Genomic DNA, 26,976 nt, shown 5'->3' on the forward strand with positions numbered 1-26,976 from the left:
CGATCATGACCACCAGCACCGCTAGCGCACCCAGAAAGGCAGGCTCCGAGGGCTTCGACCTCGCCCGCCTTCTTCTGGAGGGTCGCGCCTTCTTCGCGCTTATCGCGATCATCGTCGTCTTCTCGATCCTGTCGCCGTTCTATTTCACGGTGAACAATTTCCTGATCATGGCCTCGCACGTCGCCATTTTCGGCCTTCTGGCGATCGGCATGTTGCTGGTCATCCTGACCGGCGGCATCGATCTCTCGGTCGGCTCGACCCTGGGCCTTGCCGGCGTGATCGCCGGCTTCCTGATGCAGGGCGTCACGTTGCCTGCGTTCGGCGTCGTGCTGTATCCGCCGGTCTGGGCCGTCGTGGTGCTGACCTGCGCGCTCGGCGCGCTGATCGGCCTTCTGAACGGCGCGCTGATCGCCTATCTGAAGGTGCCGGCCTTCGTTGCGACGCTCGGCGTCCTCTATGTCGCGCGCGGCGTGGCGCTTCTGATGACCAACGGGTTGACCTACAACAATCTCGGCGGCCGCGCGGATCTCGGCAATACGGGCTTCGACTGGCTCGGCTTCAACCGCCTCTTCGGTGTGCCGATCGGCGTGTTGATCCTCGCCGTCGTCGCCCTCATCGGCAGCGTTCTCCTGTCGCGCACGGCCTTCGGCCGTTGGGTCTACGCCACGGGCGGCAATGCGCGCGCGGCCGAACTGTCGGGCGTTCCGGTGCCGCGCACGCAGATCCTCGTCTATGTCCTGTCGGGCGTCTGCGCGGCGATTGCCGGCCTCGTCCTGTCCTCGCAGCTGACCTCGGCCGGCCCGACGGCGGGCTCGACCTACGAGCTGACGGCGATCGCCGCCGTTGTCGTGGGCGGCGCGGCGCTGACGGGCGGTCGCGGCACGGTTCGCGGCACGCTGCTCGGCGCCTTCGTCATCGGCTTCCTGTCGGACGGTCTCGTCATCATCGGCGTTTCGTCCTATTGGCAGACGGTCTTCACCGGCGCGGTGATCGTGCTCGCCGTTCTGCTCAACAGCATCCAATATGGCCGCCGCCCCAAGCGCGCCGCCACGCCTTCCCCGCAGCAGGGTGCCAAGGCCTGAGGGCCTGAACCGACGCGCGGAAAACGCCGGGCCTCAACCGCCCGGCGCGTTACCAGCCACAGACCACCAAGGGAGAGAAAGCATGTTGAAATCGGGCAAGAGCCTCCTGCTCGCGGGTATCATGGCCGTTACCTTCGCCGGCTCGGCCTTCGCCGACGGCCTGGTGACGATCATCGTCAACGATCCGTCCAACCCCTACTGGTTCACGGAAGGCGAGATCGCCTCCAAGACCGCCAAGGATCTCGGCTACGAGACGGTCGTCTCCTCCCACAAGGGCGACACCAACACCGAGAGCAACCTGATCGACACGGCGATCACCAACCGCTCCAAGGCGATCATCCTCGATCCCGCCAATGCGGACGGTTCGGTCGGCGCGGTGAAGAAGGCCGTTGCAGCCGGCATCCCGGTCTTCCTCGTCAACGCCGAGATCAACCAGGAAGGTCTCGCCAAGGCGCAGCTCGTCTCGAACAACGCGCAGGGCGCCGCGCTCGGTGCGCAGCAGTGGGTCGAGACCGTCGGCGACAAGGGCAATTATGTCGAGCTTCTCGGCGCGCCTTCGGACAACAACGCCGCCACGCGCTCCAACGGCTACAAGACCGTTCTCAGCCAGTATCCGGACCTGAAGCTCGTCGGCTCGGATGTCGCCAACTGGGATCGCCGTCAGGGCTACGCCAAGATGCAGAGCCTGCTTCAGGCCAATCCGGGCATCATCGGCGTCATCTCCGGCAATGACGAAATGGCGCTCGGCGCGATCGCCGCGCTGAAGGAAGCCGGCAAGCTTTCGGGCATCACGGTCGGCGGCTTCGACGGCTCGCCCGATGCGGTCGCCGCCATCAAGGCCGGCGAACTCGCCTACACCGTGCTTCAGCCGGTCGCGATCTTCTCGAAGGAAGCGGTTCGTCAGGCCGACAACTTCATCAAGAATGGCAAGACGGGCGCGGCCAGCGAGAAGCAGCTCTTCGACTGCATCATCGTCAACAAGGACAATGTGGATCAGTACGCTTCGCCCTTCGTCATGAAGGAGTAAGGCGCTCGGGCTCTCCGGCCCGAACCGATCCGCTTTCCGAGGGCCGGCTGCGATACATTCGCAGCCGGCCTTTTTTTGTAGAACGGTGAGTATTTGCCCGTCAAAAATAGTGCCTGAAATCTCGCATACGACTGTTATCTTCACATTATTCAATGATATAAATGCACATGGGCGGCCGGGAAGGCCGTGTTCGACGCGAGAATGCCCATGGCCAGCCTTCTGGGAATCGACAATGGTTTGACCGTCACAAAGGCGGTCGTGTTTGACGTGGACGGAACGCAATTGTCCGTTGCGCGGCGGCGTGTGCCGCAGTCCATGCCGCGCCCGCGCTGGGTGGAACGCGACCCCGTCGGCCTCTGGAAGGCGACCGCCGAGGCCATCGCGGAAGCCATCGCTCTGTCCGGCCGGCCGGCCGAAGACATCAAGGCGGTGGCTGCGACGGCGCATGGCGACGGCGTCTATCTCCTCGACCGGGACAAGCGGCCCTTGCGTGCCGGCATCCTCTCGCTCGACAGCCGCGCGCTGGATGTCGTGGCCCGCTGGCGCGATAGCGCTCTGTTCGCCGACGCCCTTTCGCTGACCGGGCAGACGCCGCATGTTTCCGCGCCGTCCGCGCTCCTCGCCTGGGTGAAGGCGGAGGAGCCCGAGACTTTCGCACGCATCGGCCATATCCTCGCCTGCAAGGACTGGCTGCGCTTCTGCCTGACGGGGGAGGTCGGCACCGACCGCACGGAGGCCAGCACCTCCTTCACCGATGTGAACACGCAAGCCTATTCGCCGGGCGCGATGACGCTTTTCGGGCTGGACGATCTTACCGCCGCCCTGCCGCCCATCTTCGGCTCGGGCGAGTGCGTCGGCAAGGTGACGCGCGCGGCGGCGCAGGCGACAGGGCTTCGGGAGGGTACGCCCGTCGCCTGCGGGCTGCATGACGTCACCGCTTCGGCGCTCGGCATCGGCGCGCACAGGCCGGATGTGGTCGGCATCGTCGCTGGCACCTATTCGATCAACGAGGTCGTCAGCACCCGCCCGCGCACCGATGCGCGCTGGTTCTGCCGCAACGCGATCGAGCCCGGCTTTTGGAACAACATGTCCATCTCGCCGGCTTCGACCGCCAATTACGACTGGTTTCTGGACCGGCTCTGCGAGCGCGACCAGCGCGCCGCGATCGAGGCGGGGCAGTCCATCCATGAGGTTCTGGCCGCCGAGATGGACGGAGCCTTCCGCCGGCCTTCGACCCTGTTCTTCCATCCCTATCTCTTCGGCTCGCCGCATGGCGACACGGCGAGCGCCAGTTTTCTCGGTCTCCACGGCTGGCATGAGCGCGGGGATATGCTGCGCGCCGTGCTGGAAGGCATCGCCTTCAACCATCGCACCCATGTCGATGCGCTGCGCGACGGCTTCCCGTTCGAGCGCGCCATGCTGACGGGCGGCGGCTCGCGCAACCCGGCCTTCGCGCAGCTCTTCGCCGATGTTCTGGAAATGCCGGTGGAGGTGCCGGGCACGGAGGAGGCGGCCGCCTTCGGCGCGGCCCTGTGCGCCGGGGCGAGCGTCGGGCTCTACGCGTCGCCCCTGGCCGATCCGCGCGATCTCAGCGCGATCACACGCAGCTTCGAGCCGGACGCCCGACGCACGGCCGAGATGAATGAGCGCTTCGGCCTCTTCACGCGTCTCGCCGAAGCGTTGAAGCCCTATTGGCTGGAACTGGAAGCCATGGGCGCAGACCGTCCCGGCCACGCCTGATGGGCAAGGGCGACGATCGGCGCGAGGAGATCGCGACCTATGTCATCGCGCGCGGACAGGTGCGGATCGACGATATGGCCGAGCATTTCGGTGTCTCGCGCATGACGATCCATCGCCATATCGACCAGTTGGCCGCGCAAGGCGTCTTGCGCAAGCTGCACGGCGCCGTGTCGGCGCAGCCGACCGGCATCTACGAGAGCCTGTATCGCTATCGCGAGACGGTCGCGACCTCCGAGAAGCGCGCGCTGGCGCAAGCTGCGCTGGCTCTGATCGAACCGGGGCAGGTCGTCATGCTGGACGATTCCTCGACGGCGGGGGCGCTCGCGCCGCACTTAAGCGAGCGCGCGCCGTTGACCGTCATCACCAACAGCCTCTCGGCCGCCCAGCATCTGAAGCAGATCGATGGGATCGACCTGATCGGCCTCGGCGGGCAGTATCATCGCACCTATGACGCGCTGATCGGCCATGTCTGTGAAAGCGCCATCGCGCGGCTGCGGGCCGATATCCTCGTGTGTTCGGCCTCCACCGTCTCGGGCACCAGCGCCTTCATTCAGGACGGGCAGGTCGTGCGCGCCAAGCAGGCCATGATGGCCGCCTGCGCCTCCCGCCTGCTCCTGCTCGATACGACCAAATTCGGCAAATCCGCCCTGCATCACTTCGCCGACCTGTCCGACTTCGACGCCGTTCTCGTGCCTCGCCACCTGGGCGACGAGCCGCGACGCGCGCTGGAGGCGGCCGGCGTACCCCTTCGTCTCGTGGAGACAGATTGATGACCTCGTTCCCTGAAACCCCTTCGCTTTTCGCCGACGCGCGCCTGAATGCCCTGGATGGCGGGGAGATCGATGTTTTGATCCTGGGCGCGGGCGTCAATGGCGCGGGCCTGTTTCGCGATCTCTGCGAACAGGGCCTGACCTGCCTGATTCTCGACAAGGGCGATTTCGGCTCGGGCACCAGCGCCGCGCCCTCGCGCCTCATCCATGGCGGGCTCAAATATCTGGAAACGGGCGAGTTCGGTCTGGTTGCGCAATCGACGCTGGAGCGAAACCTCCTCCTGCGCAACGCGCCCCACTGCGTCGAGCCGTTGCCGACGATCATTCCCGCCTTTTCCTGGACCAAGGGCATCGGCGCGGCGCTGCGCACGCTGATGGGCTCCACCACCGCGCCGCGCAGCCGGGGCGGCGTGCTCATCAAGATCGGCCTCGCGCTCTACGATTTCTACGGCTCGCGCCATCGCGTCATGCCGCGTCATCGCCTTTCGGGGCGCGCCAAGTCCTTGCGCGACATGCCCATGCTGACGCCTTCCATCAAGGCGACCGGCCTCTATTACGACGCCAAGATCGCGCGGCCCGAGCGTCTGGTGCTCGAACTCGTGCAGGATGGCTTGCGCGCTTCGCCCCGCTCCGCCGCCGCCAATTCCGCCGAGCTTCTCGGGCTGGACGAGGGCGCTGTGGCCTTTCGCCTTGCCGATGGCGCGAACCGTTCGGTTCGCCCGCGCATCACGATCAACGCGGCCGGCCCATGGATCGACCATGTGAACGCCCGGCTGGGCGCTGAGACCAAGCTGATCGGCGGCACCAAAGGCTCGCATATTCTGCTCGACCATCCGGAATTGCTGCGCCAGTTGAACGGGCGGATGATCTATTTCGAAGCGGATGACGGGCGCATCTGCCTCGTCTTCGACTATCTCGGCCGCGCGTTGGTCGGCTCCACCGACATCAAGGCGAACAATCCCGACTCGGTGCGCTGCGAGGACGACGAGATCGACTATTTCCTGGCGAGCCTGCGCAGCCTCCTGCCGGGCCTGTCCTTCGATCGCAACCAGATCGTCTATACCTATAGCGGCATTCGTCCGCTCCCGGCCTCCGACGCCAGCAATCCCGGCCTCATCAGCCGCGATCATTCCGCTCCGGTCATGGAGCCCGGCGCGGGACGATCGTTTCCGATCATCTCGCTGGTCGGCGGCAAGTGGACGACCTTTCGAGGCTTTGCCGAGGAAGTGGCCGATACCGTCCTGTCCCGGCTGGGCAGGGCGCGCAAAATCTCGACGCAGCATCTACCGATCGGCGGTGGGCGAGATTTTCCGGCCGACGAGGCGGCTCGTGCCGCCTGGATCGCCCGTGTCGCGAGCGAATCCGGCCTTGCGGCCGATCGGGTAGGCGAACTCCTGTCGCGCTACGGCACCACTGCGCGCGCGATTGCGGGGCATCGCGGGCGCTGGACGGACGCCGACCGCCTGCCGGGCGCGGAGCACTACAGCCTCTCGGAACTCGACTACATCTTGCGGCGGGAAGCCGTCCGCCATCTCGGCGATCTCGTGCTGCGTCGCACGACGCTCGCCGTTCGCGGGGAGGTGACGCGGCCGGTGCTGGAGCGGCTGGCGGACCATGCCGCCGAGATTCTCGGCTGGGACCCGGCACGCCGGGAGCGCGAACTGACGCAGACCGCTGAAAGCCTCGTGACCTATCACGGCGTCACCTTGTAATCGTCGCCGCCGGCCGGGTCTGCTCCGGCCGGTGGCGAAACGATCAGCTTGGCAACGGGTCGGGCGAGGTCGTGTAGAGCGCGGTGCTCGGCGCCTGGGTCAGGCGGCGATAGCGCTCGAACTGCGCGAGCACGTCCGCGATCAGATCGTCCCGGCTGAAGCCAAGAACGTCATAGCCGCGCGAGCCGTCCGAGAAGCTGGTGCGCGCGGTCCAGACCTGCTCGCGGCGCGCTTCCGGCCGCGAGGCTTCGGCGGCCGAGAACATCATGGCCGGGCGCGCCGCCGGGGCGACGGCGTAAACGAAATTGCGCGTCCCTTCCGCCTGAACCGTCAGGGTAATGCCGTCGTTCTCTCCCGCTTCCACCGCAGCTTGCAGACCGCGACGATCCAGCTCGCGTCGAACCTCTTCCAACGCCGGCTGAACGGTTTTCTCCACGAAGGCCCGAACGCTCGCTTTGGTCGGGTGGTTGAGGATGGTCGCGAGCCGGGCCTGCCAACTGACGGAGCGGGTGCGAATGGCGGGCTGGGCCTGCCGATGCTCGTCCAGCCGCGCCATATCCGCTCTCATGCCCCGCAAAAGACCGAAGGCCAGCAGAAGCAGGATCACCGCGAAGGGCAGGGCACTGATCAGGGTCATGGTCTGAAGCGCGCTGAGGCCGCCGGCCAGAAGCAGGGCTGCTGCGACGGCCCCTTCCAGGCTGCACCAGTAGATGCGCTGCCAAGTCGGCGTGTCGGAGTTTCCGCCCGCCGCGATCGTATCGATCACCATGGAACCGGAATCGGCCGAGGTGACAAAGAAGATTGCGACCAGAAGGCAGCTCAGAACCGACGCGACGCCGGACCAGGGCAGATATTCGAAGAACTGGAACAGCGAGACGGAAATATCCGCTCCGACCGCGCGCGAGATGGCGCCCGCAGCCGGCCCAATGTCCAGCGAAATGGCCGTGTTGCCGAAGACCGTCATCCAGAAGAAGGTGAAGGCCGACGGCACGAACAGGACGCCGATCACGAATTCGCGCACCGTGCGCCCACGCGAAATGCGGGCGATGAACATGCCCACGAAGGGCGACCAGGAGATCCACCACGCCCAGTAGAAGAGCGTCCAGTCGCTGATCCAACTCTTCGGCTCATAGGCGTAGAGCTTGAAGGTTCGCTCCACGAAGTCGTTGAGATAGGTGCCGATGTTCTGAACAAAGGCGCGGAACAGAAATTCCGTCGGCCCCACCACCAGCACGAAGAGCATCAGGACGATGGCGACCAGAAGATTGCCTTCCGACAGGCGGCGGATCCCCTTGTCGAGGCCGGAGACGACGGACAGCGTGGCGAGCGCCGTGACGAGGGCGATCAGTCCCACCTGCACGAGCGCGGTCTGCGGCACGCCGAAGAGATAGCCGAGGCCGGCATTGATCTGGAGAACGCCGAGGCCGAGCGAGGTCGCGATGCCGAACATTGTGCCGCAGATCGCGAAGATGTCGGCAGCGTGGCCGATCGGCCCGCTGATGCGCTCGCGGATCAGTGGGTAGAAGCCGGCGCGGATCGTCAGAGGCAGATTGTATCGAAACGAGAAATAGGCGAGCGACAGACCGACGATCGCGTAGATCGACCAGGCATGAATGCCCCAATGAAAAAAGGTGATCGACATCGCCTGCCGCGCGGCGGCGAAGCTTCCGGGCGCTTCCTCGGGCGGCACGGAGTAATGCAGGATCGGCTCGGCCACCGCGTAGAACATCAAGCCGATGCCCATGCCGGCGGCGAACAGCATGGCCAGCCAGGAAATGTAGCGGTACTCGGGCTCGGAATCGTCCGGCCCGAGCTTCAGATTGCCGTAGCGGCTGACCGCCAGAAACAGAACGGTGAAAACGAGAATGCCGACGGCGAGCAGATAGAACTAGCCGAAGCTACCGAGAATAAAGGATTGCGTGGCCGAGAAAATCCGGTTGGCGTCCGACGGGTCGGCGACGCCGAAAAGCGCCAGCAGAAAGATGATGGCACTGGCCGTGAAGAAAACCGGCTTGTTGATCGTGGATGCGGACAAAAGGCAGGTGGTCCCTTGTTCGTGACGAAAAGCCCTCGACCGATCATCGAGGATTTAGTCATCAAGACTTAGTGGACGATCCGGTCATGGGAACCGGCCCTGCCATAATCCTGCCCTCAATCGGACGGTTTTCAGCCGCAGCTTCCCCCCTGCGGCCTGTGGCGCGAGGATTGCCCCCACGCTATCCCGATCGGTTTTCGCCTTGCCGGCGATCAGCCGCGCCGGCCCTGCGTCAGGTCACGCTCGATGTCGAAGCCCGCGCCCAGGCGCATCTTGTAGACCTGATAATTCTCCATCACGCGCTGAACGTAATTGCGCGTTTCGGTGAAGGGGATCAGCTCGATCCAGTCCACGACCTTGTCGATGCTCTGGCCGCGCGGGTCGCCGAACCGGTCGATCCATTCCTTTGCCCGGCGCGGGCCGGCATTGTAGGCCGCGAAGGTCAGGATGTAGGAGCCCGAGAAGTTCGAGATCTGCTGGCCGAGATACTGGCTGCCGAGCAGGGCGTTGTAGGACGTGTCGTTCAGGAGACGGGTGTCCGAATAGGGAAGGCCGGCATTCTTGGCGAGGCCCTTGGCCGTCGCCGGCATGACCTGAAGCAGGCCGAGCGCGCCGACCGGCGACTTGGCGCGCGGGTTGAAGGCGCTTTCCTGCCGGGCGATGGCATAGGCCAGCGCCTTGCCGCTGGCCGAGATGTTGGCGCTCTCGGGAATGACGCCGACCGGGAAGGCGAGGGCCGGCGCGTTGACGCCGCGTCCATAGGCAGTCTTTCCGACGGTGAGCGCCAGCGCATGGTCGCCGCGCCGCTCCGCCATGGAAGAGAGGATGGCGAGTTCGCCGGGGCTGTCGAGGTCTTCCGCCAGCGCCTTGTAAAGGGCGTCAGCCCGGCTTTCCGATCCGATCTGCTCCAGACGCTTGATGGCGCGCACCGCCTCGCGGTTCTCGAAGTTGCGGCGCTCGGCGTCCGATGGGCGGGGATAGGCGATCGGGCCGGGATTGCGGCCAAGCTTGGCGGCCGCCAGCTGCCCATAGAAGGTCGCGCCATGGCGCGCGGCCTGCTCGTAATAGGTGCGCGCATTGCCGGGGCCGCCCGCTTCCGCCGCGCGGCCGAGCCAATAGAGGGCGCGCGACTGCGACAGCGGGCGCGAGGAGATCGACTGGATGCGGCTGAAATGCTTGGCGGCGGTCGCCGGATCGTTAAGATAGCGAAGCGCATACCAGCCGGAATGGAACTCGGCCTCGACGGCCTCCGTCTGCCCTTCGGCGGAATGGTTGGCGACGAGGCGATAGGCGGCCTTGCGGTCGCCCTTCTCCAGAAGCATCCGCGAGATGATGCGCCGCTCATTCCACCATGCGTCGGCATCGACCAGACTGTCGCGGTCGCGCGGGGCGCGCTCGATCAGGGCCGCCGCCTCTTCGATCCGGTCCTTCTTGCGCAAGTTCTCGGCGGCGGTGAAGAGATAGCTGGGGTCCGAGCGCAGATTGGCCGGCACCTTGGCCAGGAGCGCATCGGCATTTCCGTCGCCGCGAATGGACGCGGCGCGGGCGCGGAAGAGCGATTCCGCGTTGGCGAGGCTCGCCAGACGCTGCGCATCCGACACGCGGTCGGCGTAAAGCAGCATGTCCATGCGGAACTTGTGATCGGCCCGCGTCAGAAGCGCGCCGAAATTCGACAGCATTTGCGTTTCGGTCGCCTTGTCGAATTTCTCGTGGCGCCAGAAGCGCACGATCAGGCCCTTCGCCTTGCCGGCCTGACCCAGCTCGATATAGGCGCGGGCAAGGGCCATCGCGCCTTCGGGCGTGCGCGGCGCGTCCTGCCCGAAGGCGGCCACGACGTCGCGCGCCGGCATCCGCTCGCGGTTCAGCGCGCGCTCCAGATTGGCGCGGATCACCTTCATGCCGGGCCAGCTGCGCAGTTCCATCGCCGTATGAGCGATTTCGGCGGCCGGAACATCGGTCGTACCGCGCAGGGCGATGGCCCAGGAAAGAATGTGCCGGTCGAGCGAGCCGGGCGCCATGCCCTCGCGAATGGCCAGCGCGCGGGGAATGTCGCGCCAGGTGGCGTCGAGCCCGTCCTTCAGATCACCGCGCATGGGCGCGATGCCGGACACGCGCGAGCCCATGGCCGCGATGGAGGAGGTGAAGGCCATCGTGTCGGCAGCCGGCGCCGCGCTCGGCACGCCGGGCTGGCGCAGCAGCGGATTGCCGGAGGGAGCCGGCGCGCCGAAGCGTTCCTGGCTCGGCTCCGGCTCGGATGACCCGCGCCCGAGGCCAAGGCCGAGCGAGGGCATCTTGAAGCTCGGCATGGGGATGCGGTCGAGAAGAGACTCCGCATTCGCTGAACCGGCCATCAGCGCTGCCAGAACGGCCGGCAGAAGAAGGACCTTGGCGCGGGTCGCGTGTCTCATGGTGAATCCCGTCAGAATGCCATCACATGGACGCCTCGAAAGGCGTAAGATCAACGAACTTTCCACCATCGCTATGAAGAACTCGTAAACCATGCCGGTTCGCATGTCGGCCCGGCACCACAGACCGGGGGACGGCGCATCCGCCATACGGCTTGTCGCTTGTCTCCATTCGGCGGCTTTATTATGGTGCCGCGTCCGCGCGGGGGCGAGAGCGCTGAAAAGCCGCTTCGCCGCGGCGCGGATGGTCGATAGCTGCCGGCATTCTCGCGCTTCGCGTGGCGGACCATCCCCTCACTATTTCAGTCGCCGGGAGTGACGACATGACCTTCAAGGGCTCGATGACGGCTCTAGTGACCCCTTTTGCCACGGACGGCAGCGTGGACGAGGCGGCGTTTCGCGACCTCGTGGAATGGCAGATCGCGGAGGGCACGCACGGTCTCGTTCCCGTGGGGACGACCGGCGAAAGCCCGACGCTGACCCATGACGAGCACAAGCGCGTGGTCGAACTCTGTATCGAGACGGCGGCCGGCCGCGTTCCGGTGATCGCGGGCGCAGGCTCCAACAACACGATCGAGGCGATCGATCTGGCCCGCTCGGCGGAGCAGGCGGGGGCGGACGGCATTCTGGTGGTCACGCCCTATTACAACAAGCCGACCCAGCGCGGGCTCTACGAGCACTATGCCGCCGTAGCGCGCGCGGTGACCAAGCCCATCATCATCTACAACATTCCGCCCCGCTCGGTGATCGACATGACGCCCGAGACGATGGGCCGCCTGGTGGCGGACTTCCCCAACATCGTCGGCGTCAAGGACGCGACCGCCAAGCTCGATCGCGTGTCCGAGCAGCGCATCACCTGCGGCCCGGATTTCATCCAACTGTCGGGCGAGGACGCCACCGCGCTCGGCCATATCGCGCATGGCGGCCATGGCTGCATTTCGGTGACGGCCAATGTCGCGCCGCGCCTGTGCGCCGAGTTCCAGAACGCCTGCCTCAGCGGCGATTTCGCTCGGGCGTTGGAGTATCAGGATCGTCTCATGCCCCTGCACAAGGCGATCTTCATGGAGCCGGGTCTGTGCGGCACGAAATACGCCCTGTCGCGCCTCGGCAAGGGCCGCGCTGTGGTGCGCCTTCCGCTGGTGCCGATCGAGGCTTCGACCGAGGCTGCGATCGACGCCGCGCTGCGCCATGCCGGGCTTCTGAATTGACGAGCGGCCTCTCCAGCCTCATCTAGAGGCGAGATCACATTCATGACGATCGGGGCGCTGACGGCGCCCCGTTTCGCAACCGGACGGACCCCATGGCCAAGAAGCCGGCACGAAACAATGTCGCCGCCGAAAACCGCAAGGCGCGCTTTCATTACGAGATCATCGACACGCTGGAGGCCGGCCTCGTCCTGACGGGCACGGAGGTCAAGTCGCTGCGCGAGGGGCGGGCGACCATCGCCGAATCCTATGCGACCGAGGAGGGCGGCGAGATCTGGCTGATCAATTCCAACGTACCGGAATATCTACAGGCCAACCGTTTCAACCACGAGCCCAAGCGCCGTCGCAAGATCCTCGTTCACGCCGCCCAGCGCAACCGGCTGGCCGGCGCGGTGCAGCGCGATGGCATGACGCTCGTGCCGCTGAAGATCTACTTCAACGAGAAGGGGCGGGCGAAGCTCGAACTGGCTGTGGCGCGCGGCAAGAATGCGCCCGACAAGCGCGAGACCATGAAGGAGCGCGACTGGAACCGCCAGAAGCAGCGCGTGCTGAAAGAGGGCGGGCGCGACTGACGCGCCGAGTTTCCAAGCAGCCTCCCAGCCCTCACGCATATTCCACTTGCGCGGCGAAGCGTCTCGGCTCAGCATGGCCCCGGCGCATCTGGGAGGCTGCGAGATGACGGACTTCACCATTCTGCCCGAAGGGTTGGAGGCTCCGAGAGACGACGGCGGAGCGTCGCATCTGGTGGGGCGGCGGCTGCCGTCTCTTTCCCTTTCGTCCACGTCGGGCGGCACGGTCGATCTGGCACGGCTGAATGGGCTGGCCATTCTGTATCTTTATCCCATGACCGGTCGGCCCGGCCTGCCGCTGCCCGGCGGCTGGAACGAGATTCCCGGCGCGCGCGGCTGCACCCCGCAGGCCTGCGGTTTTCGAGATCATTTCGCGGCGCTGCGCTCGCTGAATGTCACGCATGTCTTCGGCATTTCCACGCAGACCACGGCCTATCAGCGCGAGGCGGTGGAACGGCTGCATCTGCCGTTTCCGCTTCTGTCGGATGCCACGCTCGAACTGGTCGAGATGCTGGATGTCCCGGTCTTCGACGTGGACGGCGACGCGCTGTTCAAGCGTCTAACCATGATCGCGCGGGACAGCGAGATCGTGAAAGTCTTCTACCCGATCTTTCCGCCGGACAAGAACGCGGAAGAGGTTCTGGACTGGCTGAGTGACGAGCGAGAGGCGCATCGCGCGCGCCCGCTTTAGAGCCGGGGCCAAAACCCTTCGGGTCGATCCGCCGGGTCTTTCCGTCCCCGATCATCGTTGCCGATGCTCGCCGATGCGCTGCATCGTCTCCGCTCGGCGCCTCGCCGGGAGCGAAAATCCCTTGCCGGCTCTCCGCCGCAGGGTTCTGTCCCCGGCTCTTAGGGCTCAGCTATCCTGGCCGAGATGCCGGGCGACGGTCTCGAAGACGTCCGCGAACATGGCTTCCGTCAGTCGCCCCGTATTGGTGTTGTAGCGCGAGCAATGATAGCTCGACACGACGAAGCGGCCGGAGACCTCGTGCGCGCCGCCATGGCTGAACGGCGCGTCCTTCGGTTTCGCGCCGAGCGCGCGAAGGGTCGAGTCATGCGCGATACGGCCCAGCGTCACGATGGCGGAAAGATGCGGGAAGCTTTCGATCGTCGGCACGAGAAAGCGCCGGCAATCGTTGATCTCCTGGCCGTTCGGCTTGTTCTCGGGCGGGACGCAACGCACGGCATTGGTGATCGCCGCGCCCACGAGCCGCAGACTGTCATCGGGGCGTGCTTCGAACTCGCCCGATGCGAAACCGAAGCGCTTCAGCGTGGCATAGAGAAGATCGCCGGCATAATCGCCCGTGAACGGCCGGCCCGTGCGGTTCGCCCCTCGCACGCCCGGCGCGAGGCCCACCACGAGAAGCCGAACGCTCTCTGGGCCTTCTGGTGGCAGGAAGGAGCGAACGGGGCCGTTGTGCCAACTCGGCTCGCGCTCGCGCCATTCCTGGCGAAAGGCCGCAAGGCGCGGACAGATCGGGCAGTCGTGGGGCGGGGCGGCCTGGTCGGGTTCTGTCGGATGCACGAGGAGAAAACCGCCCGTGATCAATCGTTGTCTTCGACGGGCAGTGTCTCGTCCGCTTCCAGCCGGCGGGCCAGCCGGGCCTCACGCTCGGCCGGATTGCGTCCGATCTCTGTCTGAAGCGAGCGAAGGTCGATGAAATGATCGGCCTGCCGGCGCAGATCGTCCGCGATCATGGGTGTTTGCGAGGAGAGGGTGGAGACCACCGAGACCTTGCGTCCCTTGCGTTGCAGCGCCTCGACCAGCGAGCGGAAATCGCCATCGCCCGAGAAGAGCACGAAGTGATCGACCGTCTCGGCCAGTTCCATGGCATCGACCGCCAGTTCGATGTCCATATTGCCCTTGATCTTGCGCCGGCCCATGGCATCCGTGAATTCCTTGGCCGGCTTGGTGACGACGGTGTAGCCGTTATAGTCCAACCAGTCGATCAAGGGGCGGATGGAAGAGTATTCCTGATCCTCGATCATCGCCGTGTAGTAATAGGCCCGCAGAAGATAGCCGCGTTTCTGGAAGGCCGTCAGCAGCTTCTTGTAGTCGATGTCGAATCCCAGCGCGCGGGACGTGGCGTAGAGATTGGCTCCATCAATGAAGAGGGCGATCTTTTCGCGGGGATCGAACATGGAGGGGCTTTCGGAAATGCGATGGGAAGCGAAGGAGCCTGAAACCCGTTCCGCGGACGGGACGCAAAGGCGTTATATACGACGCGAAATAGGGCGGAAGTCGTATGGCGCCAATGGGGCATAATATAATGCGAATGCCATAAAACGATGGCTGCCCCTTGAGATTCATTTGTCAAGGGACTACACGGGCGGTTCAGCTTCTTGCCCCCGTTCCCGAGGAGACAGGCCATGGCCCGCGTCACCGTAGAAGATTGCGTCGATAAGGTCGAGAATCGTTTCGAGCTCGTCCTGCTCGCCAGCCACCGTGCGCGCCAGATCGCCCAGGGCCAGCCGATCACGGTCGATCGCGACAACGACAAGAACCCGGTTGTCGCGCTGCGCGAGATCGCGGACGAAACGCTTTCGCCCGACGATCTGAAGGAAGACCTCATCCACTCGCTGCAGAAGCATGTCGAGGTGGACGAGCCCGAGCCGGCCGCGCCGACCTCAAGCGCGCTGCTCGAAGGCCCGAGCGAAGGCGTCATCACGGCTTCCGAGGACGACGACGACAATGTCGCCTTCGACCGCATGTCGGAAGACGAGCTTCTCGCCGGCATCGAAGGCCTCATCCCGCCGGAAAAGAACGAAGATTTCTAATCTGCGACGCGATTGGGCCTTTCTCGGCTTTCGCAATGCAACCTATATAGAGGGGGTGCCGACTTCAGGGTCGGCGCCCCCTTTTCGGTTCAGATGGAGACGGCGTCCGGTCATGATGCGTCAGTATGAGCTTGTCGAGCGCGTGGCGGCCTACAAGCCAAACCTCGACGAGGCTCTTCTGAACAGGGCCTATGTCTATGCCATGCAGAAGCATGGTGCACAGATGCGCGTGAACGGCGATCCCTACTTCTCGCATCCGCTGGAAGTGGCCGCGATCCTCACAAAGCTGCATCTCGACGAAGCGACCATCGCCGTCGCCCTTCTGCACGACACGATCGAAGACACGGACGCCACCCGCAAGGAGATCGATCAGCTCTTCGGCGCCAAGATCGGCCAGCTGGTGGAAGGCCTCACCAAGCTGAAGCGGCTCGACCTCGTGTCGAAAAAGGCCGCTCAGGCCGAGAACCTGCGCAAGCTTCTGCTCGCCATCGCCGATGACATCCGTGTGCTTCTGGTGAAGCTCGCCGATCGCCTGCACAATATGCGCACGCTTCATCACATGAAGATCGAGAAGCGCGCCCGCATCGCCCAGGAGACGATGGATATCTATGCCCCGCTCGCCGGGCGCATGGGCATGCAGGATATGCGCGAGGAGCTGGAAACGCTCTCCTTCAAGCATCTCAACCCGGAGGCTTTCGAGACCATCTCGACTCGGCTCGCCGAACTCATGGATCGCCACGCGCTGACGATCAACGAGATCGAGCGGACGCTGACCGAGAAGCTGAAGGAAAACGGGATCGAGGCGCAGGTCTCCGGCCGGCAGAAGAAGCCCTATTCGGTCTTCTCCAAGATGCAGCGCAAGGCGCTGTCGCTGGAGCAGCTTTCCGATATTTTTGGCTTCCGCGTCCTCGTCGGCACGGAAGAGGATTGCTACCGCACGCTCGGTATCGTCCACCGGACCTGGCCGCTCGTACCCGGCCGCTTCAAGGACTACATCTCGATCCCGAAGCAGAACGACTATCGCTCGATCCACACGACGATCGTCGGCCCTTCGCGCCAGCGCGTCGAGCTTCAGATCCGCACGCAGGCCATGCACCACATCGCCGAATACGGCATCGCGGCGCATGAGCTTTACAAGGATGGCGAGCACGCGCTTTCCACCGAATCCTCGGCCTATGCCTGGCTGCGCCGCACCGTCGAGATGCTGGCCGAAGGCGATCAGCCGGAAGAGTTTCTCGAAAACACGCGGCTGGAGCTGTTTCAGGATCAGGTCTTTTGCTTCACGCCGAAAGGCCGCCTTATCGCTCTGCCGCGCGGCGCGACTCCGATCGACTTCGCCTACGCCGTTCATACCGACGTTGGCGACACCTGCGTCGGCTGCAAGATCGACGGGCGCATCATGCCGGTCGTCACCGAACTCACCAATGGCGACGAGGTCGAGATCATCCGTTCCAAGGCCGCGACACCGCCCCCGGCTTGGGAAACGGTGGCGGTAACCGGCAAGGCCAAAGCCGCGATTCGGCGCGCGACGCGCCTCGCCATTCGCAAGCAATATTGCGGCTTGGGGCAACAGATTCTGGAGCGTACCTTCCAGCGCGCTGGCAAGACCTTCACGCGCGACGGGCTGAAACCCTATTTGTCCAAGGTCGGGCATCGCGATGTCGAGGATGCGCTGGCCGCCGTCGGGCGCGGGGAGTTGGCGTCCAACGACGTGTTCCGCGCCGTCCACCCCGACTTCCAGGACACGCGAGTCACCAAGACCTCCGCCAAGCCGGATGGCGACGGCTGGTTCACATTGAAGTCGGGCACCGGCATGGTGTTCCGTCTGCCGAACCATCTGGAGGGTGGCTCCAACGGCTTTACGCATGGCGACCTGCCGGTGCGCTTCAACCCGGACGGGGCGGTGCCGGGCGATCGCATCATCGGTATTCTAGAGCCGGGGCAGGGGATCACGATCTTCCCGATCCAGTCTTCCGCTCTGACGGCCTATGACGACGTACCCGATCGCTGGATCGACGCGCGCTGGGATCTGGACGCGCAGATGACGCAGCGCTATCCCGCGCGCATCAAGCTCTGCGCCCTGAACGAGCCGGGGGCGCTCGCCGAAATCGCCGAGACGATCGCCCTCAACGACGCCAATATCCATAGCCTCTCGCTGACGGCGACCGCGCCCGACGTGTCCAGCATGGTGATGGATCTGGAGGTCTGGGATCTCCAGCATCTGACCCGAACGATCAATCAGTTGCGCGGAAAGGCTTGCGTGACCGACGTGGTTCGTGTGAACGGCTGAACCCGGCAGGGAATCGCTGGGGCAGGCCGGGTTATATGGACACGAACGACGTCATCGACATTTTCCGCAAGGCGGGCGCCTTTCTGGAAGGGCACTTCATTCTGACATCGGGCCTGCGCAGCCCGATCTTCCTGCAGAAGGCGCGGGTCTTCATGCACCCGCACTACACCGAGACCCTTTGTAAGGCGTTGGCCGAGAAACTGCGCGCCAGCGTGGATGGCGAGATCGACTATATCGTCGGCCCGGCGGTCGGCGGCCTTATCCCGGCCTATGAGACCTCTCGGCATCTGGGCGCTCCGTCGATCTATGTGGAGCGCGAGAACGGCGCGTTTCGCCTGCGCCGCTTCGAAATTCCCGCAGGCGCGCGGGTCGTGATCGTGGAAGACATCGTGACCACGGGCCTGTCGATCAGGGAAACGATCACCTGCCTGCGCGATCTGGGTGCCGAGGTTCTGGCGGCCGGCTGCGTGGTGGACCGTTCGGCAGGCAAGGCCGATATCGGCATCCCCCTGATTTCCCTCGCTCAATATGAGGTTCCGGCTTATCATCCCGACGATCTGCCGCCGGAGCTTGCCGCAATTGCGCCGATCAAGCCGGGTAGCCGGTCGCTGTGACGCTTCCTCTGAACGTTTAGGATTCCGATGCTGTTTCGGCGGCGCCAGCCAGAAACTCGATTGCAGCGCGTGCGCTCGGCCCTGTGGCCACGCCGCTCCTGGCGCCGTTCGCTGCGCTACATGCAGAAGCGCGTTCTGCGTCTGCGCGCCACGCCCCATGCCATCGCGGCGGGTGTTGCGGCGGGCGTGTTCGCGACCTTCACGCCCCTTATCGGGTTTCACTTCCTGCTCGCCTTCGCCCTTGCCTATTGCATCGCCGGCAACATGGCGGCCGCCGCGCTCGGGTGCCTTGCCGGCAATCCGCTGACCTTTCCCTTCATCTGGGCCTCCACCTACGAGGTCGGGCGCTGGGTGCTGCGGGCCGAGGTGCCGAACGGGGAGGCGCCTCCCGGCTTGCAGGCGGCATTGGCGCAGTTCAACATTTCCGCCATCTGGGAGCCGTATCTCAAGCCCATGCTGGTCGGCTCGGTGCCGCTTGGGCTCGGCTTTGGCTTGGTGAGTTATGTCCTGGTTCGCTGGGGCGCGAGTTCGTTTCAGGCCGCCCGCGCCAAGCGCGCTCAGGAAAAGGCCGCCGCGCGCCCCCGCCGCGCCACGATGGCACCCATTCGGCAGGATGCCGCCTGATGATCGTGGGAATCGGCAGCGACCTGATCGATATCCGGCGCATCGAAAAAACGCTGGAGCGGCACGGCGAGCGTTTCATCGCCCGTGTCTTCACGCCGGTCGAACAGGCCAAATCCGAACGCCGGGCTCAGCGCGCGGCCTCCTACGCCAAGCGCTTCGCCGCCAAGGAAGCCTGCGCCAAGGCGCTGGGAACCGGCTTGTCGCAAGGCGTCTTCTGGCGCGACATGGGCGTCGTCAACCTGCCGGGCGGCAAACCGACCATGGCGTTGACGCAAGGGGCGGCCGAGCGTCTGGCGGCCTTGATGCCGGCCGGCCATCGCCCGGTCATCCATGTGACGATCACGGACGATTTTCCGCTCGCGCAGGCTTTCGTCATCATCGAAGCGCTGCCGCAAGAGTGCTCTTAACACTTCTCTAACGATTGCCTGTGGGCCGGCGAGGCTTTACAGAGCCCGTTGCATAGGGCGGCCTCGATAAGGGCCGCGGCCGAATCCCTTTCAGGCATGAGACCATCCGGCACGAGCCGATGGCGCGCGGGCAGGGCGGCGAACAGGAAGGACTCCGCATGGTCGACCGGACCGTTGGCAAGAAGAAGGAAGGTTGGGGCGAGACGATCAAGGTCATCGTCCAGGCGCTTCTTCTGGCGCTCGTCATCCGCACCGTCCTGTTTCAGCCCTTCTCGATCCCGTCGGGCTCGATGATGCCGACGCTTCTGATCGGCGACTATCTCTTCGTTTCCAAATGGAGCTACGGCTTTTCCAAATTCTCGCTGCCCTTTTCGCCGGATCTGTTCGAAGGGCGCATTCTCGCCTCCGATCCGCATCGCGGCGATGTCGTGGTGTTCCGCAAACCGAGCGAGCCGCAGACCGACTATATCAAGCGTCTGATCGGCCTTCCCGGTGACCGCGTACAGATGCGCGACGGCGTTCTGTATCTGAACGGTCAGGCCGTTCCCAAAGACCCGGCCGGCTTCTTCGTCACCGGCGGCGGCACGCAGATTCCGCAGTTCCGCGAGACGCTGCCCAATGGCGTGACCTATCTGACCCTCGACGCCGATCCCGATTCCATCGGCGACAACACGCGCGAGTTCCTCGTGCCGCCCGATCATTATTTCATGATGGGCGACAACCGGGACAATTCGCTCGATAGCCGCTTCGACGTTGGCTACGTGCCCTTCGAGAATTTCGTGGGTAAGGCGCAGGTCATCTTCTTCTCGATGGAGAACGACGCCTCGCCGCTGGAATTCTGGCGCTGGCCCACCAGCCTGCGGCCGAGTCGGATCCTCACATGGCTCGGGTAAGGGGCTCCGGTCCCGCGCTCGACCGGCTGGAAGAGCGCCTCGGTATTACCTTCAAGGACAGGGCGCGCCTCGAGCGCGCCCTGACCCATTCCAGCCTCGTCAAATCCGGATCGAGTTCGAGCTACGAGCGGCTGGAGTTCCTGGGCGATCGGGTGCTTGGCCTGACCATTGCGGAAAAACTGTTTCAGCTGTTTCCCCAGTCGGATGAGGGCGATCTCTCGCTGCGCCTGAACGCGCTGGTCAGCGCGGAAACCTGCGCGGCCGTCGCCGATGATCTCGGCCTGCCGGAATTCATCCGCCACGGCGCCGACTTGAAGCGCGCGGCGGCGGGACGCAACCGCAATATCCGCGCCGATGTCGTGGAAGCGCTGATCGCCGCCATCTATCTCGACCATGGGTTGGAGGTCGCGCGCAGCTTCATCCTGACTCATTGGGAAGAGCGCTTCGGCCAAGTCGCCGAAGCCCGGCGAGATCCCAAGACCGAGCTTCAGGAATGGGCTCACAAGCAGGCGGGCGTTCCGCCCGTCTATGAACAGATCGAGCGCAGCGGGCCGGATCACGAGCCGGTCTTCACCGTGCGCGCGAGCGTGCCGAATTACGAGCCGGCTGAAGGGCGCGGGCGGTCCAAGCGGATCGCCGAACAAAACGCGGCGGAGGTCATTCTCCTGCGCGAGGGCGTCTGGCAGTCTGAGGCCGGCAAGACCCAATCGTAAGTGACGCCTGCGGCCAGGAGCCGAGCGGCGTCCGACATGCTAAAAGGGCCGTCAAGCATCGGCCGAAACAAGGAGATCCTATTGACCGACGACCTGCCGAACGACCAACCTGCCACCGAAGGCACTGACACGGCGACCGGCCCGACCCATTCGGGCTTCGTGGCGCTTCTCGGCGCGCCCAATGCCGGCAAGTCGACGCTCGTCAACCAGCTCGTCGGCACCAAGGTTTCCATCGTCACGCACAAGGTGCAGACGACACGCGCGCTGGTGCGCGGCATCGCGATCCGCGATCGCACGCAGATCGTCTTCGTGGATACGCCGGGCGTCTTCAGCCCCAAGCGCCGCTTGGACCGCGCCATGGTCAAGACGGCCTGGGGCGGGGCCAAGGATGCCGATCTCGTCCTGCCGATCGTGGATGCCCAGCGCGGCGTCAGCGAAGAGGTCGAGGCCATTCTTCAGCGCTTGAAGGACGTCAAGCAGCCGAAGATCCTGCTTCTGAACAAGGTGGATCAGATCAAGCGCGAGAAGCTTCTGGGCCTGACGCAGGAAATCTCGGCCAAGGGCGAGTTCGAGCGCGTCTTCATGATCTCGGCGCTGAACGGCTCGGGTTGCGATGATCTGATGGCCTATCTCGCCCAGCGCCTGCCGGAAGGGCCTTGGTACTATCCCGAAGATCAGATTTCCGATCTGCCGCTACGCCAGCTCGCCGCCGAGATCACGCGCGAAAAGCTCTTCCTGCGCCTGCATCAGGAACTGCCCTACGCCTCCACGGTCGAGACCGAGCTTTGGGAAAACCGGCCGGACGGTTCGGTTCGCATTGAGCAGACGATCTATGTCGAGCGCGACTCCCAGAAGGCCATCGTACTCGGCCACAAGGGCGAGACGGTAAAGGCGATCGGGCAGGCCGCGCGCAAGGAAATTGCCGAAGCCGCCGAGCAGAAGGTGCATCTCTTTCTGTTCGTCAAAGTGCGCGAGAACTGGGGCGACGATCCCGAGCGCTATCGCGAAATGGGGCTCGACTACTCGTCCTGACGCGACGTTGAAGCCGGGTTCGCAAGACCTTAAATTCTACGAATGACGAGCCGCGAAACCTCCTGTTTCGCGGCTCGTTCGATTCGAAGGCTGATCCATGGAATGGCGCGAGGAAGGCATCGTGCTCGGCGTGCGCCGCCAGGGCGAGACCAGCGCCGTTGCGGAGATCATGACGCGCGATCGCGGCCGGCATCTCGGCCTCGTGCGCGGCGGGCGCTCGCGCAAGCTTCAGCCGGTTCTCCAGCCGGGCAATCAGGTCGAGGCGACATGGCGCGCGCGGCTGGACGAGCATCTGGGCTTCATGACGGTGGAGCCCGTACAGCTCAGAGCCGCGCATCTCATGGAAAGCGCCATCGGCCTTCACGGCATTCAGCTCCTGGCCGCCCATATCCGCCTTCTGCCCGAGCGCGACCCGCATCCACGCCTGTATGACGCGATCCAGACGATCGTCTCGCATCTGGGAGCACCGCTTCTGGCCGGCGCTCTCATGCTGCGCTTCGAGGTCATGCTGCTGGAGGATCTGGGTTTCGGGCTCGATCTCGAGCAATGCGCGGCATCCGGCCGGCGCGACGATCTCGTCTATGTCTCGCCGAAATCCGGCCGCGCCGTCAGCCGCGAGGCTGGTGAGCCCTGGAAGGACAGGCTCCTACCGCTGCCCGGCTTTCTAGTCGGGGCGGACGAGACGCTGGATGGCGACGGTCTGATCGAGGGGTTCAGGATGACGCGCTTCTTTCTGGCGCGCCATGTCTGGGAGCCGCGCGCGATCGATGAACCGGTGTCGCGAAACGGCACGTTGGGCGCGATCGAGCGCGGCTTGTCAGCTCGATAGGGCTCATATCTCCAGCGGCAGGATGAAGGGCGTTCCGCTGAAGGCGTTCTCGCCGCGCCCGATGGACCGGATCGCCTCGATCATGCGACCCTGGCGCCCGAGCCGGCTGTCGGCCAGCGAAACCAGAAGGGCATTGGGCGTCGCCGAGGGCGCGCGGCGGCGCAGTTCCTGCGCGAGTTTCATCTCGTCCAACTTTGGATTGATCGCGCACGCGAGAATATAGGCCGCCGCCGTGGAGCGGCTGATGCCGGCCCAGCAATGGATGGCAAGCGGTTGGTGACGGTCCCAGCGCAGGCCGAATTCCAAGAGCTGGTCGAGATGGTTTTCGCCGGGCTGGGTCAGCCCCTCGGACGGTGCGGAGATATCGTTCATGCCCAGAAACAGATGCCGCTCGGGCGCGATGCCGCTCGGACGCTCCACCGGCGTGTCGGCATTGATCAGCGTGACGACATCGAGCGCGCCATGCGTGGCGACAGTGCCGGGCAGATCGGCAAGGGAGGAGACGACGAGATAGGTCATGACGGCACCTTTGCGGGCGGCGAGGAGGAGAGGCGAAGCGCGGCGTCGAGCTGGTCGAAGCGGCGCAGAAAGAGCGCGCCGACTTCCGAGGCGGGCAGGGGGAGAAAGCGGGCCTCATCGATCGCGCCCGCGCCGGGCTGGCCGAACAGATGGGTCGCCTCTTCGGGCGTGAAGCCCGCCAGAAGCTTGGCCTCGAAATGCGCCGATTGCCGATCGGCCGATTTGATCAGGCGCAGGATCGGCACGGGCAGGCGCTCGGGCAGGCCGAAGCGGCGGTGGATCGCAGCCTGAAGACGCGCTTCGATCCCCTTGTAATCGCCACCGAGCACGGCCTTGAACGGCGAGATCATGTCTCCGATGACATATTCCGGCCCGTCATGAAGGAGCGCGGCGAGGCGCCAGCGCGGATCGGGCTCGTACCCGGCCACGATCTCTTCCACGATCAGCGAATGCTGGGCCACGGAGAAAGCATGATTGCCCGTGGTCTGGCCGTTCCAGCGTGCAACGCGTGCGAGCCCATGGGCGATATCGCTGATTTCGACATCGAGCGGCGAGGGATCGAGCAGATCGAGCCGGCGGCCCGACAGCATCCGCTGCCAAACGCGAGGCGGCGTGGTTTTTCGCGGGGGCGCAGGCTGACGTCTCATGCCTCTCCGTCGCCCGCTTCGCCCGCATCGGGCAGCGTATAGCCGGCCCAGGCCGGCACCTCGGCCTCGATGGGAACGCCGTCCGCCGAGAGCGTCTGTCCGGCCCTGAGCGCGTCCGCCAGACGGTCGATCCGGATCATGCCGATGCCGAGAGACTCCCTTGCGGAGAGAACCGTTCCAAGCGATTTGCCGCTGGATTCGATGGACGCTCCCGGCGTCAGATGCCGCTCGGCCCGCAGCACCATGATGCGGCGGCGCGCCGTGCCGCGATGCTGCATGCGGGAGACGACCTCCTGCCCGACATAACAGCCCTTCTTGAAGGAAACGCCCTCGTTCTGATCGAGCAGCACGTCATGCGGGAAAACATCGGAGGCGGGAAAGTCGCGCTCGGCTTCCGCGATGCCGAGCGACAGGCGAAGGCGCTCGAACCCGGCCGCGTCCTCTCCGGCCGCCTCGGCCGCTGCGCCATAGACCCGGAATACGCCGTCTGGAAACCGGCGATCGATCAAAGCCTCTGGACCGAGTGAATCCTCGCCCCAAAGCGCTGCGACGGCTTCGTCCGACGGTTTGATCTCGACCTTGGCGCGCAGCTTGTAGAGCGTCAGCCGCTTGGCGAGATCGCCGCGCGCGCCCGCTGCCACGTCCAGCCGCAGCGCCTCGCCCGTTTGGCTCACGAGAAAATCGAACAGGATTTTGCCCTGAGGCGTCAACAGCGCGGCCGGGCGGACTTCGCCCGGCGTCAGCTTGCCCAGATCGGCGGTCACGAGATTTTGCAGGAAATCCTGCGCGTCGGCACCCGACAGAATGAGCACGGCGCGGTCGGTCAGGCGAGCGGAGGGCATAAGCTTGCGTCCCATTGCGGCGTTTGGCGATCGAAGCTTCGACGTCTGAAAGCTCCGGCCCCGACAGTTGGGAGGCCGGACCTGACAGGCCTGTCCATGCTTCCCAACTGCCTCTAGAAGGCGTGGGGATCGTATCTGACGGAACGGCGCCAAGAAGCAAGGAGTGGATGATGAGCAAAGGGTTCGAGCGGGTTTTGCGAGGCGGAACCGTCGTCAATCAGGACGGGACGGGTCCGCGCGACATCGGCATCCGCGACGGGCGCATCGCCTTCATCGGTTCGATTCCCGCTGGCAGCGGCGGGGAGGAGATCGACTGCACGGGGCTGCACATCCTGCCTGGCGTGATCGACAGCCAGGTGCATTTTCGCGAGCCCGGCCCGACGCATAAGGAAGACCTCGAATCGGGCTCGCGCGCGGCGGTGCTCGGTGGCGTCACCTGCGTCTTTGAAATGCCCAACACCGACCCGCTCACCACCAGCGAGGCGGCGCTGGCCGACAAGGTGAAGCGTGGCCATCACCGGATGCACAGCGACTTCGCCTTCTGGGTCGGCGGCACGCGGGAGAACGCGCCCGATGTGGCCGAGCTGGAGCGCCTGCCGGGTGCGGCCGGCATCAAGGTCTTCATGGGCTCGTCCACGGGCTCACTGCTTGTGGAAGACGACGAGGGCGTGCGCGAAATCCTGAAGCGCACCCGTCGCCGCGCGGCCTTCCATTCGGAAGACGAGTTCCGCTTGCGCGAGCGCCTTGGCCTGCGTGTCGAGGACGATCCGTCTTCGCATCCGATCTGGCGCGACGAAGTGGCGGCGCTGCAATGCACGGAGCGTCTGGTGCGTATTGCCGAGGAGACCGGCGCGCGCATCCATGTGCTTCATATCTCGACCGCCGAGGAGATTCTCTTCCTTGCGGAGCACAAGACCAACGCGACCTGCGAGGCGACCCCCCATCACCTGACGCTGACGGCGGACGACTATCTCAGGCTCGGCACCAAGCTTCAGATGAACCCGCCCGTGCGGGACGCGAAGCATCGCGACGGCATCTGGTTCGGCATCGAGCAGGGGATCGTGGATGTTCTCGGCTCCGACCATGCGCCCCATACGCTGGAGGAAAAAGCCAAGCCCTATCCCGCCTCGCCCTCGGGCATGACGGGCGTGCAGACGCTCGTGCCGGTCATGCTGGACCATGTGGCCAAGGGCCGTCTGTCGCTGGAGCGCTTCGTGGACCTGACCTCGGCCGGCCCGCAGCGCATTTTCGGCCTTTCGGGCAAGGGGCGGATCGCGGTCGGATGGGACGCCGATTTCACCATTGTCGATCTCAAGCGTCGCGAGACGATCCGCAACGAATGGATCGGCTCCAAGTCGCAATGGACGCCGCATGACGGGCGCGAGGTCACGGGCTGGCCGGTCGGCACGATCGTGCGCGGACGGCGCGTGATGTGGGACGGGGCGCTGGTCGAGACCGCACAGGGCGAGGCGGCGCGCTTCGTGGAGACCCTGTCGCCGCGCGCCTGAGGCGCAAACCTGAGACAGAAAAGCCGGCGACGCTCAGTCGCCGGCGATGAAGAACTCGAACCGACCTTCGGGCGAGATGCCGATGCGGTAGAAATCATAGGAGCCGTTGCCGACCATGCGCTCGTAATCGCCGGCGGTCACGAGTTCGAAGAGTTCCACGAGTTGCGGCTTGGTCAGCTTTTCCAGATTCACCTGCGTGAAATAGGGCCACATATACAGCTCGTTCTCGCCGCCGGGATCGAGCCGGACATAGCCCGCCTGGAGCGTTTCGAGCAGGATCGCCAGAAGCTCGACGCCTTGGCCGTCGCCCGAGGCGTTCTTGAGAATTTCGATCGGGTCCTGCCCGTCGTCGCTGGTGGAAACGGCCGTGGCTTCCGAGCCGGTTTCCAGGAGCGGGCGAAGCTTCTCGATCTCGCCGGTCTTGGCGGCTTCGATCAGCTTGCGCCTGAGGTCGCGCACCGGCGCGGGTAGCTTGTCTTCGCCGTAGAGGATCTCGGCCGGCGGAACGTCGCTGACGGGGGGGGCGCTCGCGGCCTTGTCCGGGTCTGCCGCCTTGCCGGCGTCAGGTCCGCTGGCTGGTGCTGTGGGGGCGGTCTGTGCCGGGGCGGGCGGAGCGGCTTCCGGCGGGCGCTCAGTTGCAGGCGGGCTGTTGGGCGCAGGCTGCGCGGCGGCGGGCGGAGCCTCGGCCGGCGGTGTCGCGGGCGGTGCGGCCAGCGGCGCGGGCTCGGTACCGGG

At 65.2% G+C, this 26,976-nt stretch carries 25 protein-coding genes and 1 pseudogene; 18 read left to right on the forward strand and 8 right to left on the reverse strand.

What is annotated here, in order from left to right; translation table 11 throughout:
* Nucleotides 1-5 precede the first annotated feature (5 nt).
* From AUL36_RS16880 to AUL36_RS16900, 5 genes are all read left to right on the forward strand, one after another.
* Complete coding sequence (locus tag AUL36_RS16880) at nt 6-1,082, forward strand: ABC transporter permease (RefSeq protein ID WP_058599923.1); 1,077 nt, start codon at nt 6-8, stop codon at nt 1,080-1,082.
* An 82-nt stretch (nt 1,083-1,164) separates the two neighbouring features.
* The gene (locus AUL36_RS16885; protein ID WP_058599861.1) at nt 1,165-2,109 is read left to right on the forward strand and encodes a D-ribose ABC transporter substrate-binding protein; all 945 of its coding nucleotides are present in this window, start codon (nt 1,165-1,167) and stop codon (nt 2,107-2,109) included.
* Between the two features lie 207 nt (nt 2,110-2,316).
* Nucleotides 2,317-3,849, forward strand: a complete 1,533-nt coding sequence (locus AUL36_RS16890) for an FGGY-family carbohydrate kinase (protein ID WP_062222598.1) — start codon at nt 2,317-2,319, stop codon at nt 3,847-3,849.
* Entirely contained in the window at nt 3,849-4,619 is a 771-nt protein-coding gene (locus AUL36_RS16895; protein ID WP_062222600.1) for a DeoR/GlpR family DNA-binding transcription regulator, read from the forward strand. Before AUL36_RS16890 ends, AUL36_RS16895 begins: the two co-directional genes overlap by 1 nt.
* On the forward strand, nt 4,619-6,331 hold the full coding sequence (locus tag AUL36_RS16900) for a glycerol-3-phosphate dehydrogenase/oxidase (protein WP_062222602.1): 1,713 nt from the start codon (nt 4,619-4,621) through the stop codon (nt 6,329-6,331). Before AUL36_RS16895 ends, AUL36_RS16900 begins: the two co-directional genes overlap by 1 nt.
* Before the next feature lie 43 nt (nt 6,332-6,374).
* Here the strand turns inward: AUL36_RS16900 and AUL36_RS16905 are convergent.
* Nucleotides 6,375-8,351: pseudogene (locus AUL36_RS16905) on the reverse strand (BCCT family transporter).
* A gap of 227 nt (nt 8,352-8,578) precedes the next feature.
* The gene (locus AUL36_RS16910; protein WP_062222604.1) at nt 8,579-10,774 is read right to left on the reverse strand and encodes a lytic transglycosylase domain-containing protein; all 2,196 of its coding nucleotides are present in this window, start codon (nt 10,772-10,774) and stop codon (nt 8,579-8,581) included.
* Nucleotides 10,775-11,094: 320 nt separating this feature from the next.
* Here AUL36_RS16910 and dapA point away from each other — a divergent pair, with 320 nt between their 5' ends.
* The 3 genes from dapA (at nt 11,095) to AUL36_RS16925 (ending at nt 13,236) form a co-directional block, all read left to right on the forward strand.
* Nucleotides 11,095-11,979: a 4-hydroxy-tetrahydrodipicolinate synthase gene (dapA, locus tag AUL36_RS16915; RefSeq protein ID WP_062222606.1), complete on the forward strand. Its 885-nt coding sequence runs from the start codon at nt 11,095-11,097 to the stop codon at nt 11,977-11,979.
* Nucleotides 11,980-12,071: 92 nt separating this feature from the next.
* Nucleotides 12,072-12,548: an SsrA-binding protein SmpB gene (smpB, locus tag AUL36_RS16920; protein WP_058599855.1), complete on the forward strand. Its 477-nt coding sequence runs from the start codon at nt 12,072-12,074 to the stop codon at nt 12,546-12,548.
* 103 nt (nt 12,549-12,651) lie between these two features.
* Nucleotides 12,652-13,236, forward strand: a complete 585-nt coding sequence (locus AUL36_RS16925; RefSeq protein WP_062222626.1) for a peroxiredoxin — start codon at nt 12,652-12,654, stop codon at nt 13,234-13,236.
* A gap of 165 nt (nt 13,237-13,401) precedes the next feature.
* Here the strand turns inward: AUL36_RS16925 and AUL36_RS16930 are convergent, their stop codons facing one another.
* Together AUL36_RS16930 and AUL36_RS16935 are read right to left on the reverse strand one after the other, a co-directional pair.
* Nucleotides 13,402-14,094 (reverse strand): uracil-DNA glycosylase, encoded by a 693-nt coding sequence (locus AUL36_RS16930; protein ID WP_082655900.1) that lies wholly within the window; start codon nt 14,092-14,094, stop codon nt 13,402-13,404.
* Nucleotides 14,091-14,687, reverse strand: a complete 597-nt coding sequence (locus tag AUL36_RS16935) for a LabA-like NYN domain-containing protein (RefSeq protein ID WP_058599854.1) — start codon at nt 14,685-14,687, stop codon at nt 14,091-14,093. Before AUL36_RS16935 ends, AUL36_RS16930 begins: the two co-directional genes overlap by 4 nt.
* Nucleotides 14,688-14,915: 228 nt before the next feature.
* Between AUL36_RS16935 and rpoZ the strand changes: the two genes are divergently transcribed.
* From rpoZ to recO, 9 genes are all read left to right on the forward strand, one after another.
* Complete coding sequence (gene rpoZ, locus AUL36_RS16940) at nt 14,916-15,323, forward strand: DNA-directed RNA polymerase subunit omega (protein WP_058599853.1); 408 nt, start codon at nt 14,916-14,918, stop codon at nt 15,321-15,323.
* A 112-nt stretch (nt 15,324-15,435) separates the two neighbouring features.
* A complete protein-coding gene (locus AUL36_RS16945) occupies nt 15,436-17,613 on the forward strand; it encodes a RelA/SpoT family protein (RefSeq protein ID WP_062222608.1) in 2,178 nt (725 codons plus the stop codon).
* 35 nt (nt 17,614-17,648) lie between these two features.
* Nucleotides 17,649-18,227: an orotate phosphoribosyltransferase gene (gene pyrE / locus AUL36_RS16950; RefSeq protein ID WP_062222610.1), complete on the forward strand. Its 579-nt coding sequence runs from the start codon at nt 17,649-17,651 to the stop codon at nt 18,225-18,227.
* Between the two features lie 27 nt (nt 18,228-18,254).
* On the forward strand, nt 18,255-18,851 hold the full coding sequence (locus AUL36_RS16955) for a DUF2062 domain-containing protein (RefSeq protein WP_062222612.1): 597 nt from the start codon (nt 18,255-18,257) through the stop codon (nt 18,849-18,851).
* Nucleotides 18,851-19,258, forward strand: a complete 408-nt coding sequence (gene acpS, locus AUL36_RS16960; RefSeq protein WP_062222614.1) for a holo-ACP synthase — start codon at nt 18,851-18,853, stop codon at nt 19,256-19,258. The genes AUL36_RS16955 and acpS overlap by 1 nt, the downstream gene beginning before the upstream one ends.
* Nucleotides 19,259-19,416: 158 nt before the next feature.
* Complete coding sequence (lepB, locus tag AUL36_RS16965; protein WP_062222630.1) at nt 19,417-20,151, forward strand: signal peptidase I; 735 nt, start codon at nt 19,417-19,419, stop codon at nt 20,149-20,151.
* The gene (gene rnc, locus AUL36_RS16970; protein ID WP_058636706.1) at nt 20,139-20,864 is read left to right on the forward strand and encodes a ribonuclease III; all 726 of its coding nucleotides are present in this window, start codon (nt 20,139-20,141) and stop codon (nt 20,862-20,864) included. The genes lepB and rnc overlap by 13 nt, the downstream gene beginning before the upstream one ends.
* Nucleotides 20,865-20,945: 81 nt before the next feature.
* Entirely contained in the window at nt 20,946-21,896 is a 951-nt protein-coding gene (era, locus tag AUL36_RS16975; protein ID WP_244493545.1) for a GTPase Era, read from the forward strand.
* Nucleotides 21,897-21,993: 97 nt separating this feature from the next.
* Complete coding sequence (recO, locus tag AUL36_RS16980) at nt 21,994-22,725, forward strand: DNA repair protein RecO (RefSeq protein WP_062222616.1); 732 nt, start codon at nt 21,994-21,996, stop codon at nt 22,723-22,725.
* Nucleotides 22,726-22,728: 3 nt separating this feature from the next.
* On the opposite strand, the gene AUL36_RS16985 is transcribed toward recO, so the two are convergent.
* Genes AUL36_RS16985 through ygfZ form a run of 3 tightly spaced genes read right to left on the reverse strand, consistent with a single transcriptional unit; the run spans nt 22,729 to nt 24,733 of the window.
* Entirely contained in the window at nt 22,729-23,244 is a 516-nt protein-coding gene (locus AUL36_RS16985; RefSeq protein WP_062222618.1) for a tyrosine phosphatase family protein, read from the reverse strand.
* Entirely contained in the window at nt 23,241-23,891 is a 651-nt protein-coding gene (locus AUL36_RS16990; protein WP_082655901.1) for an HD family hydrolase, read from the reverse strand. Before AUL36_RS16990 ends, AUL36_RS16985 begins: the two co-directional genes overlap by 4 nt.
* Nucleotides 23,888-24,733 carry a CAF17-like 4Fe-4S cluster assembly/insertion protein YgfZ gene (gene ygfZ / locus AUL36_RS16995; protein ID WP_062222631.1) on the reverse strand — a complete coding sequence of 282 codons (846 nt, stop codon included), beginning with the start codon at nt 24,731-24,733 and terminating at the stop codon, nt 23,888-23,890. Before ygfZ ends, AUL36_RS16990 begins: the two co-directional genes overlap by 4 nt.
* A 167-nt stretch (nt 24,734-24,900) precedes the next feature.
* On the opposite strand from ygfZ, the gene AUL36_RS17000 reads away from it, so the two are divergent.
* Nucleotides 24,901-26,241: a dihydroorotase gene (locus AUL36_RS17000; protein ID WP_374700785.1), complete on the forward strand. Its 1,341-nt coding sequence runs from the start codon at nt 24,901-24,903 to the stop codon at nt 26,239-26,241.
* A 33-nt stretch (nt 26,242-26,274) separates the two neighbouring features.
* Here AUL36_RS17000 and AUL36_RS24270 read toward each other — a convergent pair.
* On the reverse strand, nt 26,275-26,976 hold a 702-nt coding region (locus AUL36_RS24270), incomplete at its 5' end, for a hypothetical protein (protein ID WP_192843851.1).

Origin of the sequence: Aureimonas sp. D3, assembly GCF_001463805.1 — a bacterium.
GTDB lineage: Bacteria > Pseudomonadota > Alphaproteobacteria > Rhizobiales > Rhizobiaceae > Aureimonas > Aureimonas ureilytica_A.